This is a genomic window from Terrimonas ferruginea DSM 30193, from assembly GCF_000425585.1.
Taxonomy (GTDB): Bacteria; Bacteroidota; Bacteroidia; order Chitinophagales; family Chitinophagaceae; genus Terrimonas; species Terrimonas ferruginea.
This window is the reverse complement of sequence record NZ_AUDS01000018.1, coordinates 16,823-31,813: the sequence shown is the minus strand read 5'-3', so window position 1 is coordinate 31,813 and position 14,991 is coordinate 16,823. Positions and strand designations below refer to the sequence as shown.

At 44.0% G+C, this 14,991-nt stretch carries 12 protein-coding genes; 9 read left to right on the top strand and 3 right to left on the bottom strand.

Annotated elements, in window-relative coordinates:
- The first annotated feature begins 30 nt into the window (after nt 1-30).
- The gene (locus tag H608_RS21505) at nt 31-1,182 is read left to right on the top strand and encodes a restriction endonuclease subunit S (protein WP_038007508.1); all 1,152 of its coding nucleotides are present in this window, start codon (nt 31-33) and stop codon (nt 1,180-1,182) included.
- A 25-nt stretch (nt 1,183-1,207) separates the two neighbouring features.
- Here H608_RS21505 and H608_RS24030 read toward each other — a convergent pair whose 3' ends face one another.
- Entirely contained in the window at nt 1,208-1,414 is a 207-nt protein-coding gene (locus H608_RS24030; RefSeq protein WP_071836927.1) for a SymE family type I addiction module toxin, read from the bottom strand.
- A 157-nt stretch (nt 1,415-1,571) separates the two neighbouring features.
- Between H608_RS24030 and H608_RS0106520 the strand changes: the two genes are divergently transcribed.
- The 8 genes from H608_RS0106520 to H608_RS24335 all read left to right on the top strand — a co-directional run bounded on the left by H608_RS0106520 (nt 1,572) and on the right by H608_RS24335 (nt 11,571).
- A complete protein-coding gene (locus H608_RS0106520; protein WP_245565732.1) occupies nt 1,572-1,967 on the top strand; it encodes a helix-turn-helix domain-containing protein in 396 nt (131 codons plus the stop codon).
- Between the two features lie 68 nt (nt 1,968-2,035).
- On the top strand, nt 2,036-3,319 hold the full coding sequence (locus H608_RS0106515; protein WP_028786965.1) for an AAA family ATPase: 1,284 nt from the start codon (nt 2,036-2,038) through the stop codon (nt 3,317-3,319).
- The gene (locus H608_RS0106510; protein ID WP_028786964.1) at nt 3,303-4,118 is read left to right on the top strand and encodes an HNH endonuclease family protein; all 816 of its coding nucleotides are present in this window, start codon (nt 3,303-3,305) and stop codon (nt 4,116-4,118) included. Before H608_RS0106515 ends, H608_RS0106510 begins: the two co-directional genes overlap by 17 nt.
- 16 nt (nt 4,119-4,134) lie before the next feature.
- Nucleotides 4,135-4,551, top strand: a complete 417-nt coding sequence (locus tag H608_RS0106505) for a hypothetical protein (RefSeq protein WP_028786963.1) — start codon at nt 4,135-4,137, stop codon at nt 4,549-4,551.
- A 1-nt stretch (nt 4,552) separates the two neighbouring features.
- Nucleotides 4,553-6,568, top strand: a complete 2,016-nt coding sequence (locus tag H608_RS0106500) for a RecQ family ATP-dependent DNA helicase (RefSeq protein WP_028786962.1) — start codon at nt 4,553-4,555, stop codon at nt 6,566-6,568.
- A gap of 3 nt (nt 6,569-6,571) precedes the next feature.
- Nucleotides 6,572-7,723: a DNA-processing protein DprA gene (locus tag H608_RS0106495; RefSeq protein ID WP_028786961.1), complete on the top strand. Its 1,152-nt coding sequence runs from the start codon at nt 6,572-6,574 to the stop codon at nt 7,721-7,723.
- Nucleotides 7,724-7,796: 73 nt separating this feature from the next.
- Nucleotides 7,797-11,024: a type I restriction endonuclease subunit R gene (locus H608_RS0106490; RefSeq protein WP_028786960.1), complete on the top strand. Its 3,228-nt coding sequence runs from the start codon at nt 7,797-7,799 to the stop codon at nt 11,022-11,024.
- Between the two features lie 4 nt (nt 11,025-11,028).
- Nucleotides 11,029-11,571: a hypothetical protein gene (locus tag H608_RS24335; RefSeq protein ID WP_071836926.1), complete on the top strand. Its 543-nt coding sequence runs from the start codon at nt 11,029-11,031 to the stop codon at nt 11,569-11,571.
- Between the two features lie 216 nt (nt 11,572-11,787).
- On the opposite strand, the gene H608_RS0106480 is transcribed toward H608_RS24335, so the two are convergent.
- Nucleotides 11,788-13,302, bottom strand: a complete 1,515-nt coding sequence (locus tag H608_RS0106480) for a DUF4394 domain-containing protein (protein WP_081658817.1) — start codon at nt 13,300-13,302, stop codon at nt 11,788-11,790.
- A 313-nt stretch (nt 13,303-13,615) separates the two neighbouring features.
- Nucleotides 13,616-14,965: an NAD(P)/FAD-dependent oxidoreductase gene (locus H608_RS21500; RefSeq protein WP_051268094.1), complete on the bottom strand. Its 1,350-nt coding sequence runs from the start codon at nt 14,963-14,965 to the stop codon at nt 13,616-13,618.
- Nucleotides 14,966-14,991 lie beyond the last annotated feature (26 nt).

The window sequence follows — 14,991 nt, the reverse complement described above, 5'->3', positions numbered from 1 at the left end:
TGGATCAGCATACAAAAAAGAAGAAGGCAAATGAGTAAATGGAAGGAATATATATTTTCGGATTTCGTATTGGTTAATCCCACGGTATCTTTAAAAAAGGATGAAGCTATTTCTTTTGTTGAAATGAAGGATCTGGAAGATGGAAAAAGGTACTGTGAACCATCACAGGAGAGGATGCCATCGGGGGGAAGCAGATTTCAGGAAAGAGATACACTCTTTGCAAGGATTACACCCTGTCTTGAAAATGGCAAAATATGCCAGGTTAAGAACCTTAAAAATGGTATCGGATTAGGTTCTACAGAATTTCACGTTTTTAGGGGTAAAGACAAGGTCTCTGATACAGATTTTGTTTACTACTTATCCAGATGGACTGACGTTCGGGATCATGCTGAGATTAATTTAGATGGCACATCCGGCAGACAAAGGGTTCCAAAACAAGCATTTGATGACCTTATTTTAACGCTTCCATCTCTCCCCGAACAAAAAGCCATTGCATCCATCCTCAGCAGCCTGGATGACAAAATAGACCTACTGCACCGCCAGAATGCCACGCTCGAAAAAATGGCTGAAACCCTTTTCAGGCAGTGGTTTGTAGAGGAAGCGAAGGATGAATGGAAAGTAGAAAAATTAGCTGATGAATTTGATTTTACAATGGGAGCATCACCTCCTGGCGAGAGTTACAACGAAGACGGAACTGGTATCCCGATGTATCAAGGCAATGCAGATTTTGGCTTCAGATTTCCTTCAAACAGAGTTTTCACTACCGATCCTAAGAGATTTGCAAAAAAAAACGATACATTAATCAGTGTAAGGGCTCCTGTAGGTGAACAGAATATGGCAAATGAAAAATGCTGCATAGGTCGTGGTGTAGCTGCATTTAGTTATAAGAAAGACAATTCTTTTTATAGCTATACCTATTACAAGATAAAATCTTTAATGGACGATATTAAACAGTTCAATGAAACAGGAACTATTTTTGGTTCAATAAGTAAATCGGACTTAGAAGGACTTGATATAGTAAGACCTGATGAGGAAACCATTTTGCGATTTCAAAATTTAGCAAAGCCAATTGATGATAAAATTGAATTGAATGAAACCCAAATCCGCACCCTCACCACCCTCCGCAACACCCTGCTGCCCAAACTCATGAGCGGAGAAATAAGCGTAAAAACGAAAGGATAAGGTTGTCCCCTACCCTTTCGTGCAATTAATTGTACTTGCGGGTGCCGTCGGTGCGGATGATCAGTTCTTGCGGATTGCACTCGATGGTAACGACATGGCCGCCCTCAAAGCCGGCATCTTTAAGCCATTTTCCGCGCAGCCTTAACTCCGAAAATGTCTCCATACCTATCGAACGATTCCCACCGAAATTGCATACGGTCATCTTGCGTGTCTTTCTAGTGTGCTTATCCATAATTGCTGATTTTTAACCCAAAGCACGCAAAACCGGAAAGGATAAACTATTCCCGCCTGGGATAAAACAGTGAAAAAACGGGGTATTTTACCCGTTGAAAACACTACCTACCGATACAAAAAAACTGTAAATTAGCCCGATGACAAACTCAACCGTTATGAAACAAGTACATGAGGGCCGCAACGTTAAGCGTTTCCGCGAAATGCTGGGCATCAAGCAGGAAGCCCTAGCCTCCGAACTCGGCGAAGACTGGAACCAGAAAAAGATCTCGCTGCTGGAGCAGAAGGAAAGCATCGAGCTGCCGCTTCTGCAGCAAATTTCCTCTGCGCTGAAAATACCGGTAGAAGCTTTTCAGAATTTTGATGAGGAGCAGGCAATAACTGTTATTTCCAGTACTTTCAATGACAACGCCGCTGTCGTCAACAATAATCCAACATTTCACCCCATTGATCAGCTCATCAAATTGCACGAGGAGAAGATTGCCCTTTATGAGCGAATGCTGAAGGAGAAGGATGAGATGATGGAACGGCTGGAGAGGTTGATGGGGAAGTAATAAATAAATTTTAGCCTTAAGTAGTTATGCTAAAATTTATTCAAAAAAGAAATTAACGAAATAAGAATATGTATCTAAATAAGGTAATAATTCAAAATGTACGCTCCATTTCAAAATTTGAAATGACATTTAATAATCCGGCTGGCTGGCATGTCATAATAGGCGATAATGGCGCTGGCAAATCTACTATTGTTCGATCTATTGCCTTAGGTATAATTGGACCAAGCGATTCAAAAGCACTACGTCTTAATTTAAATGATTGGGTTAAAAAAAATACGGAAGATCCCGGAGAAGTAAAGCTACTTGTCACAAAAAGTGAATATGACAGCAAAATTGGTCGAAGTGCGCCAAGAAAGAAGCCTTTTGATGCTACAATTACATTAGTAAAAAAAGATAATGGTTATATTTTAGAAGGTAATAAAGGAGCTCCGCGAGAAAATATTTGGAGCAATACTACCGGTTGGTTCTCTTGTGCTTTTGGTCCTTTTAGGCGATTTACAGGTGGAGAAAAAGAATGGATGAAAGTATACTATTCTGATCCTCGAACTGCAGCTCATTTGTCTGTATTTGGTGAAGATGTTGCATTAACAGAAGCTATTGATTGGTTAAAAGACTTACATATTAAGACATTAGAAAAAGGTCATAATTCCAGTTCTGGAAATAATCCTGAAGCATCTATACTTGAAGCTCTTAAATCTTTTTTAAATGAAGGGGGCCTATTACCTCATCGAGCAAAATTGGATTCAATCAGTAGCGAAGGTGTTTTTTTTATTGATGGTAACAATAACAAGGTTGATGTAACACAAATGAGTGATGGATATCGTTCAATTTTAAGCCTGACCTTTGAATTGATAAGACAATTAGTTCGGGCTTATGGCTCACCTACTGTTTTCAAAAATTTTGAACAAGGTGAATATTCTATAGAATTACCTGGTGTAGTATTAATTGATGAAATAGACGCTCACTTGCATCCTACATGGCAAGCTAGAATAGGAGAATGGTTCACTAAAGTATTCCCGAAAATTCAATTTATTGTAACCACACATAGTCCTTTAATTTGTCGTGCATCAGAAAGGGGGACAATCTGGAGGCTTAGAGCACCAGGTTCTGAGCAAGAATCGGGAGAAGTAACAGGAACAGATAAAGAACGATTATTGTACGGAGATTTATTAGATGCTTATGGAACAGAGCTCTTTGGTACGAATATTACACAATCACAGAGTGGGCAAGAACTAGCAACGGAGATGGCCCAATTGGCACTGAAGTCATTTAAAGGAGAGATCACAGAAAGCGATAATAACAGACTCAATGAATTAAAATCAATAATGCCAAGTAATGATACAACTGAATGATGCAGGCATCGATGCTACTGCCTCTGCTAAGTTACTTGAGTATCAAAACTTGGTAAATGGAAAAGCAACTTACGCAGAGCGAGTTGAAGAAGCCAAAAGTAAATTTAAGTCTTATAATAGGAAAGGAAATGCAACATTTGATGAAGTTAAAAAACAGCTTAATGTCATGTGTTGCGGACCAGAACGTTGCAATTATTGTGAAGATAGTAAGGCTGATGAGGTAGAGCATATATATCCCAAAGACTGGTACCCTGACAAATGTTTTGTGTGGGGAAATTATTGCTATGCTTGCGGTACATGCAATGGACCAAAGAATAATAAGTATGCTATATTTAAACGGGAGGACGATACGTACTTAGAACTTATAAGAGAGAAAGACGCTACCATTGTGGCACCTGAAGATGGCGACGCCGTATTGATTAATCCCAGAGATGAAAACCCTCTTAAGTTTCTTTTTCTTGATATAAACAGGTCTTTTTTCTTTGTGCCAGTTGAAGCAAATACTGCTGAAAAAGACAACGTGAGAGCTACATACACTATTAAAATATTGGGGTTAAATTCAAGATCTTATTTAGTTAAAGCAAGAAAGCTTGCCTTTAGTAATTTTAGAAGCAGGCTCTCTGATTATATCACACACAGAGATTTGGGTGTTGATCAGAATCAATTGGATGAAATGATAAAAAACATAAAAGAAGAACATCATCAAACTGTTTGGAGAGAGATGATTCGCCAAAGAGATCACCACCCCGTATTGCAAAACTTATTTAACAGAGCTCCTGAAGCCACTGGTTGGATTTAATACTCAATAAATAACAATGAAAGTAATAGCACTCACAGGCAGTGAAAATACCGGCAAATCCCACACTATTAACATAACTTATTGCTTCTTATTAGGGAATAGTTATGTACAGATACCGGGACATTTCCGCATTCTAGGAAAACCCGATTTTGAAGATGTGTTCGATATTCTTCAGAAAGACGGCAAGAAAGTAGGCATCATAGGTATGGGAGATTATATCAAAGGTGATGGATCTCTAAAAAAATTGCTCGCAGAAATGCAAGGCCACGGATGCGACTTTGTTATATGTGCCTGCCGCGACAACCCGAAAATAGAAGCAGCCGTGCGGGCATATCCCAGTCATATATTCGTAGCCAAAACTCCTTCTACAGGCAGAGAAAACAATCGAATCGTCAACACCCAAGATGCTATTTCTTTAATCACTCACCTCTAACATGACCAGGCAAGAAGCAGAAATAGTTTTACAAAAAACTTTCAGGCTTCCGAAGTTCTATGACGAGCAATGGCAGGCCATAGAAAAAATCCTGCGTGGCGAAAAAGTGCTGCTGATCGAAAAAACCGGCTTTGGCAAATCCTTATGCTTCCAGTTCCCGGCATCGGTATTTGATGGTACCACCGTTATATTTTCTCCGCTCATAGCCCTGATGCGCGACCAGGTAAAAAAGCTCACCTCACTAGGAATTTCTGCAAAATGCATCAACAGCGAGCAAACACCCGAACAAAACAGCCAGATCATAAACGAAGCCAAACAAGGCAAGGTTAAAATCCTCTATATAGCACCCGAACGGCAGGAAAACAACGAATGGATCGAAGCCACGCAGCAAATGAACCTCTCGATGGTGGTGATTGATGAAGCCCATTGCATTTCTGTTTGGGGGCATGATTTCAGGCCCGCCTTCAAACGGATCATCAACCTGGTAAAATTGCTCCCCCAAGCTCTCCCCGTGTTGGCAACCACAGCCACAGCAACCAAACGGGTTGAACAGGATATCGTTCAGCAAATAGGAAAAAACATTAGCACCATCCGGGGAAACCTGATGCGGGAAAATTTCAGGTTGTTTGTAGTAAAGGTCAATTCGGAAGATGAAAAACTCATGTGGCTGGGCGAGAATATACCTCGTCTCCCCGGATCGGGTGTTTTATACACGGGCACCAGGGTTGACACGGAGATCTATTCAAAATGGTTTGAATACCTGGGTATTTCATCAACAGGCTACAACGCAGGGCTGGATGCAGAATCGAGAATAGCCATTGAAAACGGATTAATGAAAAACGAGTGGAAATGCATTATTTCTACCAACGCGCTTGGAATGGGCATCGATAAGCCTGACATCCGCTTCATCATTCATACCCAGATCCCGCAATCACCCATACACTATTACCAGGAAATCGGCCGTGCAGGAAGAGATGGGGAGCCTTCTACGATCATTTTGTTTTATAACCCTGAAGACAAGAAACTTCCCGAATCTTTTATTGAGGGTGGCAAACCATCGGTAAAAAAATACGAAAGGGTGATCGCCGCCATAAAAACCGAATTGCTTGGCCAGCAGGAACTAATGAAGCGAACCAATTTAAAGCAAACACCTATAAGAGTAATTAAAGCAGACCTGGTGGAGCAGGGCATTATCAGGGAAGTAATGATCGGAGGGTATAAGAAATATGAATTTATTCCCAACTCACCGCCCTTGAATACACAGGCATTTGAAGCGCTTCGCGAGGCCAAATTGAAGGAGCTCGATAGTATGATCGCTTATGTAGCGACTACCGGTTCACGTATGAAATTTTTATGCGATTACCTGGGTGATACTGCTGACCATGCCTTTACAAACTGTGATAATACGGGAGAAAAAAAGATCATCGTAAATAGCAGTCCCGAATGGGTACAAAAGCTGAGCGCTTTCAGAGAAAGCTATTTTCCTAAGCTGGAGGTTGAATCCAGCAAATCGAACATGGTCAATGGGGTGGCTGCATCCTATTACGGTGTATCAAATGTAGGCGCAGCGATTCACCGCTGTAAATATGAGCAGGGAGGTGATTTTCCTGATTTTTTGTTGAAACTGGTACTGAAAGCATTTCGGAAACGCTTTGGGCAGGAACAATTTGATTTGGTTGTATATGTACCGCCAACATCGTCCGGCGACCTGGTAAAGAATTTTGCAGTAAAGTTTGCCGCGGTGTTGAAAATACCCGTTTCTCACAATCTTGTAAAACTAAGGGCTACAGCAGCGCAAAAGATCTTCGAAAACGCACCGCTTAAAAGTGAAAATGTCAGAAATTCATTCACGTATAAAGAGCCTGTGGAGATAGAAGGTAAAAGCATTCTGCTTATCGATGATGTATTCGATAGCGGAGCTACAATCAAGGAGATTGGCAAAGTTTTGACTAATTTTGGGGCAGCCCGCATCGCACCGGTTGTAATAGCGAAAACAGTTGGGGGTGATATTGTATAATATATGACAAACGAAGCAGCATATTGGATCGCACTGGCACATTTGCCGAAATGGGGCCATCTTAAAATCAACAACCTCATCATAAAATTCTTCCACGAGAATCAAATTTCCATTATTGATTTCTTTAGTCTTTCAGAATACGATTGGAGAAAGACGTACTTATTAGATGACAAACAAGTAACAGATCTGAAACAGGCTAAAGCTGAATTGGCCAGTAATGCATTTCTTGCAGAATCTTTCTTAAGCCAGGGATACGAAATAATCCCCATTACATCGCCTGAGTATTCGAAAACACTAAAGAAAAATTTAAAGACTGCCCACGCTCCTGCTGTACTTTATGTGAAAGGCAATAAAAAAATCCTTAATGAACAGTCCATCGCGATAGTCGGATCAAGGGCGGCATCTGAAAAATCTTTAGCATTCACAGATAATGTCGCAAAAAAGGCCAGCATAGATTATAAAGTGGTCGTAAGCGGTTTTGCAAAGGGAGTAGATAAACAGGCCTTAGACTCTGCGATCAAGTACAAAGGGCAGAGCGTTATTGTATTGCCACAAGGCATCATGACCTTTGCATCAGGATTCAAAACCTACTACAGTCAGATCATTAATGGCGATGTACTGGTTGTGAGCACATTTTTCCCTAAAGCACCCTGGAAAACCGAGCTGGCGATGGCAAGAAACCCGATCATCTATGGCCTCGCCGATGAAATTTATGTAGCGGAATCATCAGAAAAAGGGGGCACATGGTCTGGTGTGATCGATGGTTTAAGAAAAGGAAGAAAAATTTATGTGCGTAAGCCTGAAGCTGCTGAAAAGAATGCAAACAATATCCTGATCGAAAAAGGCGCTGTCCCGGTTGACTTTAGCGGACGTGAAATTGCAAAAGCATATCCGGTGTTAGAATCGCAGCCGGTTTCTATGGTTCAGGAGCCTGATGAATCGGACTCCTTAGATACCAAAATACGTCTGGCAATCGACGGACGTGCCTTGACCGCTAAAGAATTACTGGCTAAATTAGCATTGGACTGGACCGCTCAAAAGTTGAACAATTATTTAAAGAAATTGGACTTTATAGAGATCGTTAAAGAAAAAAAGACAAACCAATATAAGCTGAAAGGATCAAAAGCGACTACTCAATCAATACTTTTTACATAAAACTTTAATCTGTAGGAAGGAGCCGTAACCAAGCCTTTGCCAACTTTCAGTCAGTATACAGTAGCCAACCAGTATGCCACCCATCTCCGAAAACCATATCGAACAACTCGCCATCGAAAGGCTCGAAACCCTCGGTTACGAATACATCTACGGCCCTGATATAGCACCCGATAGCGAAACACCTGAGCGCAGCAGCTTTGAACAGGTGCTGCTGTTGGATCGTTTGCAAGAGGCCGTGCGCCGCATCAACCCTGCCCTGCCCGCTGATGCGCAGCAAGAAGCTATCCGCGAAATACAACGTATCGCGTCACCCGAGCTTATCGCCAACAACGAAACCTTTCATCGCCTGCTGACCGAAGGTATATCCGTGACCATACAAAAAGATGGAGAAGAACGTGGCGACCGGGTTTGGCTCATCGATTTCGACAACCCACATAACAACGAGTTCCTGGTTGTTAACCAGTTTACCATTATAGAAAACGGTCATAACAAACGCCCTGACGTATTGTTGTTCATCAACGGCATACCGTTGGTGCTGATGGAACTAAAGAATGCAGGCGACGAAAAGGCCACCATTGATTCGGCACACCGGCAGGTAGACACGTATAAAAATATTATTCCGGGGTTATTTACCTATAACGGATTCGTCGTGATCTCTGATGGACTGGAGGCGCGTGTAGGCTCCCTTTCTGCCGGACTCAGCCGCTACATGGCCTGGAAGTCGGCCGATGGCAAAGTGGAAGCATCCCATCTAGTAAGCCAGTTGGAAACGCTGATCCAGGGGATGCTGAACAAAGAAACGTTGATCGATTTGCTTCGGCATTTCATCGTGTTTGAAAAGTCAAAGAAAGAAGATCCTCAAACAGGCATTACCAGTATTACCACCGTAAAGAAACTGGCCGCTTATCACCAATATTACGCCGTCAACCGCGCTGTAGCCTCTACCCTTCGTGCTGCTGGTCTCGATGTAGATGAAGGAACACCTGAAAGCAGTGCAGAAGAAGATCCAGAGCATTACGGCATAGCCAGTGTAAAAAGCCAACCCATTGGCGACCGCAAAGGTGGTGTAGTTTGGCATACACAGGGCAGCGGCAAATCGCTGTCGATGGTATTTTATACGGGCAAGATCGTGCTGGCGATGAACAACCCGACTATCCTGGTGATCACTGATCGCAACGATCTCGATGATCAGTTGTTTGATACGTTTGCTGCTTCCAAACAGCTACTTCGGCAAGAACCCGTACAAGCCGAAGATCGCAACCATCTCAAAGAACTGTTGCGCGTGGCATCAGGCGGCGTGGTATTTACAACTATACAAAAATTTCAGCCGGAAGAAGGCAACGTGTATGAACTACTTTCGGAACGAAGAAACATCGTTGTTATTGCCGATGAAGCTCACCGCACGCAGTACGGTCTCAAGGCCAAGACACAGGAGGTGAAAGATTACCATGGTAATGTAACCGGACAAAAGATCGTGTACGGTTTTGCCAAGTATATGCGCGATGCTTTACCCAATGCTACCTACTTGGGCTTCACAGGCACTCCAATCGAAAATACCGATATAAATACACCAGCCGTATTCGGAAATTACGTTGATATCTACGACATAGCACAAGCTGTAGAGGACGGAGCCACCGTACGTATATTTTATGAAAGTCGCCTGGCCAAAGTAAACCTGAGCGAAGAAGGCAAAGAGCTGGTTAAAGAACTGGATGACGAGTTGGATCAGGAAGATTTAACTAATACGCAAAAGGCCAAGGCCAAATGGACACAGCTCGAAGCACTGATTGGCAGCGAAAAAAGAATACAAAATATCGCTAACGATATCGTCAATCACTTCGAACAGCGGCAAACCGTATTTGAGGGCAAAGGCATGATCGTAGCGATGAGCCGACGCATTGCCGCCCAGTTATATGATGCTATTATCCAACTTCGACCGCAATGGCATTCCGACGATCTGAGCAAGGGCACTATCAAAGTAGTCATGACAGCAGCGTCGTCCGAAGGCGCTCTGATTTCAAAGCATCACACAACTAAAGAGCAACGTCGGAAACTCGCCGACCGTATGAAAAATCCCGATGATGAGCTGAAGTTGGTGATAGTGCGGGACATGTGGCTTACGGGATTTGATGCGCCGAGCATGCATACATTGTACATCGACAAACCGATGAAAGGCCACAACCTGATGCAGGCCATTGCTCGTGTAAACCGGGTGTACAAAGACAAACCGGGCGGGTTGATCGTCGATTACCTCGGCATCGCTTCGGATCTGAAAAAAGCCCTGTCTTTCTATGCCGATGCCGGCGGCAAAGGTGATCCGACAATATTACAGGAACAAGCTGTTCAGTTGATGTTGGAAAAAATAGAAGTCATCAACCAGCTTTATCACGACTTCAAATACGAAGATTTTTTTGAAGCCGATACTTCCCGCAAGTTATCACTGATCCTCGCTGCGGAAGATCATATTCTTGGTTTGGACAATGGCAAAAAGCGATACATCGATGAGGTAACAGCACTAAGCCAGGCTTTTGCGATCGCTATTCCGCATGACCAGGCCATGGATGCCAAAGATGAAGTAGCTTTTTTTCAAGCAGTAAAAGCAAGATTAGTCAAATTTGACAGTTCCGGGTCTGGAAGAACGAATGAGGAAATAGAAACCACTATTCGGCAGGTAATCGATAAGGCACTGGTATCGGAACAAGTGATCGATGTGTTTGATGCCGCTGGTATTAAGAAGCCGGATATCTCCATCCTTTCCGAAGACTTCCTCTTGGAACTAAAAGGCATGGAGCACAAGAATATTGCAATGGAAGTATTGAAGAAATTATTGAATGATGAGATCAAAGCTATTGCAAAGAGAAATATAGTAGAAGGGAAAACGCTGATGGAAATGCTGGAACAATCCATCCGAAAATACCATAATAAAATACTTACGGCTGCGGAAGTGCTGGAAGAACTTATCAACCTTAGCAAGGAAGTAGTGAGTGTTAAAGAAGGTCCTCAAAAAAGCGGCCTAACTGAATACGAATATTACTTTTATAAAGCCGTAGCGAATAACGACAGCGCCAAACAACTGATGCAGCATGAGAAACTTCGTGAACTCGCAGTCGTTCTTACGGAAACCATACGCCAAAATGCGACTATCGACTGGAATATCAAGGAAAGTGTAAAAGCAAAATTAAAAGTGGCTGTCAAACGCATTTTACGTCAATTTGGTTATCCTCCAGACATGCAAATGCTGGCGACGGAAGAAGTGTTGAAGCAGGCTGAAACGATTGCTAAGGAATTGACGTCAAATTAGCCCCATGCTCCGCTCCCTCCTCCTAGCCGAACATTCAAAAGCCCAACGCGATAAAATTGTCCATTGGATCGGAGAGGATTCAAAACGCTTCGATCAGTTAATAAACCTCTTCCTGCATGACGAAGACCCCAAAGTAATCCAGCGCGCTGCCTGGCCACTCTCCTATGCCGCCATCGCCCATCCCAAACTCGTCGGCAAACACCTCGGTAAGTTGCTGAAGAACCTGGAGAAACCCAATATCCACGAAGCCGTGCGACGTAATACCCTCCGCCTCCTGCAGGACATACCCCTGCCCGAAAAATACCACGGCATCATCATGGACACCTGCTTCCGCCTCGTCACTGATCCGCAACAGAAACCAGCTACCAAAGCTTTTTCCCTTACCATACTCGATAAGCTTTCTCATATTTATCCGGATATACGCCCCGAACTCCTGACCATCATCGATGAGCAATGGGATAACGAATCCGCAGCCTTCCGGTCAAGAGCGAGGAAAATTCAACCCTTCGACCAGCTCAGGGACCGAAGACGGACCGTAAATAGATGAATCCCCCTTGGTCTCTGATTCGCTTCTTCAAACTGCATAACCACCTTTGCGCCTTCCTTTCTTTGCTACTTTGTGTGAAAAGGTAGCGTCATTTTCACGCAAAGCCGCATAAGGCGCAAAAGACTTAAAACTTATCACTTACCACTTATAACTAAAAAAAAGCGCACCGGAAAACCGGCACGCCTTATTATCAAATTTTCAAATCTTCAAATTAACTCATTGGCCCAGGCCAACCGTAAACGCCGTAGCCGTCGTTCCCAGGTTGCCTTTGCGCTCTGCACGGCCTGTTGTAAGGTTGATCGAATATACTGAGGTGGTTCCGCTGTTGGTCAGCAAAGCCCACGCTTCACCTGTTCTTCCACCGATATCAAATCCATTGCTGCCGGTAAAGGTGTTACCCAATCCGCCAACTTCGGTCAGTGTACCGGGGTTGGGATCCTGGCGATAGAGTTTGCCTGCGGCCGCATCGATTACATATAATACCGTGCTGGTTGTACCAGGAAAGTTGTTGGTATAGGCCGCAGCAGTAATTGCAGGTGTACCTGGATTGATCATCCCGTCAATACCGGCAATCGATCCGTCGTTAGGGTTCAAACGCAGGTTCTGGCGGTTGTTGCTTACCACACGGATCCGGTCTACCTGCGGATTGAAGTCAAATCCGAATTCAGTGCCCGACAATGGTGTGGGGAAGATTCCGCCGATAGGCGTAAACACACCTGTTGCAGTATTCACCGAATACAGTCGTCCATTGGAGCCCATGGCAAATAATTGGCCATTGGCCGGACGCAGATCGATACCCACAATGATATCGCCGCTGTTGATGCCGCTGGTTGTTTTATTCACACGGTCCGTTGGATCGGTCGGATCAAAGATGATCAGGTTGTTGGATGGATCAACGGCATAGGCTACCGGATCAGTCTGAATAGCTATACCAATGATGGTCTGATTGCCGAGATCTGTGACCTTGCTGGCACGGCCGGTGCTCAGGCTGATGGTATAAAGACCCGCTCCACCGCTGGTGTTCAGCACCGCAACAGCTTCGTCGTTATCAGGGCTGATGTCGAAAGCTGCACTTCCTGTAATATCTACATTCAGCGAACCAACTTCTGTCAGCGTGCCTGCATTGGGATCTGTCTGCTTGTAGAGTTTTTTGGTAGTGGCTTCGATATTGTATAATTCAGTGGAAGTAGTGCCTGCCTTGCTGTTGGTGTAAGCAATACCTGTAACAGACGCAGAAGGCACGCCGTTGATAGCGGGATCCGTAGCAGCAACAGCGCCGGTTTCAGGATGAATGCGCAGGTTCTGACCATTGTCAGTAATCACACGCAGACGATCAGCCGCCGGATTGAAGTCGATCGATACTTTCGTACCAGTTAATACAGGACTAAAGGCGGTTGTACCAACTTGTGTGGTCGCACCCGTATTGGTATTGAGGATATAAAGTTTGCTGGCATTGCTGATACCATACAGCTGTCCCGTACCAGGTCTGAAGTCTATACTTACAATCAATTCGCCTGAAGCCAGCCCGGTAATACCAGTGGTCGCAACGGAGCGGCCAGGATTATCTCCATCGTATTTTATCAGGGAATTGGTGGAGGTCAGCAGATAATAATCATCAACATCAATCGAATTGAAGTCATCATTATCATCTTTGTCGCAGGAAGTAAGGCCCATTGTGAGGGAAAGAATAGCAACTGCTCCAAATTTGAGCAGGGACTGAGTTGGTTTCATCTTCATAAGTTTTGTTGAATGAACGAAGTTTTTAATGTGAGGGTTTTCGCTCAGCAGGACTTATTGCAAAAAAGCAGCCGGATGCCGCAGTGGGGAAATATGTCTCCCGTTTTTTTAGCAGGTAAAGTTGATAAATGCCCTATGAAAGATGTAGAGATTAGAATTGTATAAGAAATAATTTATGCTGGTATAGCCAGGGGGATTCACTACAAATACTGTGTATCTATTTACACATTTAGAAGGTTACACAAAAAAAAGAGCCTCTTCTCAGCGACTCTTTAATAAATTATCGATCCCGAACCGGCGGACGAGATTAAACGGCACCTGTCTTCACATGTTGTTCAGTTCCGGCAGCACTTCCTTCTTTTTGACTTGTGATTTTTGACTTGTGCGTTTCATTCTCGGGCCGTTCAAATTCCTTGAAGATCAGCCGCAGGTTCTGATCATACGTGAAGTAATTGTATAACCAGTTGCTGAATACGAAGAACCTGTTCTTAACGCCCAGTATCAGCATCAGATGCAGTCCCATCCAGATCATCCAGGCCATAAAACCACCAAAGTGCAGTTTGGGCTTGGGCACATCCACCACTGCCAGGTTACGGCCAACAGTTGCCATCGACCCTTTGTCGCGGTATTCGAATTCATAGAAGGGTTTGGTAGATTTTCTTTCTTCCACGATCAGGTTACCGGCCAGTAAAGACGCCTGTTGCATGGCCACAGGTGCCACCTGGGGATGCCCGTTGGGGTATTTGGGTGTTTCCATGTAAGCGATATCACCGATCGCATATATATTATTATGTCCCATCACCCGGCAACGACGGTCAGTCTTGATACGGTTGCCACGCGCCACCAGTTCCGGTTCAATACCGGCGGGCACATTTCCTTTAATACCGGCTGCCCATATTACGGTAGCCGCCTCGACTGTTGAGCCATCATTCAGGTGCACCGTTTTACCGTCGTAATCTTTTACGATCGTATTGGTCTTTACATTTACACCCAGTTTTTCGAGATATTTGCGCGATTGTTCCGATGATTTTTCACTCATCGCGGCAAGCGTTTTGGACGATCCTTCAAGCAGGTAAATATTCATATTGTCAAAGTCCAGTTCGGGATAGTCTTTGGGCAGCACATATTTTTTCCATTCGGCCAGCGCACCTGATACTTCTACTCCCGTAGGACCGCCGCCTACCACCACGATGTTCATCCGGCGTTGCAGGTCATCCGCATTTTCTATGGTCAATGCCTGTTCGAGGTTTTGCAGCAAACGGTAACGAAGTTGCAACGCTTCTACGGTTGACTTCATGGGAAATGCATGTTCCGCGAGTTGTGCATTACCAAAAAAGTTGGTGTCCGCTCCTGTTGCGATCACCAATACATCATAGCTGATTTCTTCCGTGTCCGTTATCACTTTGTTCTGATCCGGTACGATTGATTGCAGTTCTGTCAGCCGGATTCTTACGTTTTTACTTTTCTGAAAAACTTTCCGCAACGGAAAGGAAATATTACTCGCATCCAGGCCCGCGGTCGCTACCTGGTAGAACAAAGGTTGGAACTGATGATAGTTGAACCGGTCAATGAGGATTACTTCAAAACCGGGTTTATTATTCAGGGCACGGGCCAGCTTCAGTCCGCCAAACCCTGCACCTACGATGACCACTTTCATAATAAGAATTTATGCCGCAAATTTAC

Coding starts and splice junctions, on each gene's coding strand:
- H608_RS21505 (WP_038007508.1), top strand. CDS start 31: ATGAGTAAATGGAAGGAATATATATTTTCGGATTTCGTATTGGTTAAT.
- H608_RS24030 (WP_071836927.1), bottom strand. CDS start 1,414: ATGGATAAGCACACTAGAAAGACACGCAAGATGACCGTATGCAATTTC.
- H608_RS0106520 (WP_245565732.1), top strand. CDS start 1,572: ATGAAACAAGTACATGAGGGCCGCAACGTTAAGCGTTTCCGCGAAATG.
- H608_RS0106515 (WP_028786965.1), top strand. CDS start 2,036: ATGTATCTAAATAAGGTAATAATTCAAAATGTACGCTCCATTTCAAAA.
- H608_RS0106510 (WP_028786964.1), top strand. CDS start 3,303: ATGATACAACTGAATGATGCAGGCATCGATGCTACTGCCTCTGCTAAG.
- H608_RS0106505 (WP_028786963.1), top strand. CDS start 4,135: ATGAAAGTAATAGCACTCACAGGCAGTGAAAATACCGGCAAATCCCAC.
- H608_RS0106500 (WP_028786962.1), top strand. CDS start 4,553: ATGACCAGGCAAGAAGCAGAAATAGTTTTACAAAAAACTTTCAGGCTT.
- H608_RS0106495 (WP_028786961.1), top strand. CDS start 6,572: ATGACAAACGAAGCAGCATATTGGATCGCACTGGCACATTTGCCGAAA.
- H608_RS0106490 (WP_028786960.1), top strand. CDS start 7,797: ATGCCACCCATCTCCGAAAACCATATCGAACAACTCGCCATCGAAAGG.
- H608_RS24335 (WP_071836926.1), top strand. CDS start 11,029: ATGCTCCGCTCCCTCCTCCTAGCCGAACATTCAAAAGCCCAACGCGAT.
- H608_RS0106480 (WP_081658817.1), bottom strand. CDS start 13,302: ATGAAACCAACTCAGTCCCTGCTCAAATTTGGAGCAGTTGCTATTCTT.
- H608_RS21500 (WP_051268094.1), bottom strand. CDS start 14,965: ATGAAAGTGGTCATCGTAGGTGCAGGGTTTGGCGGACTGAAGCTGGCC.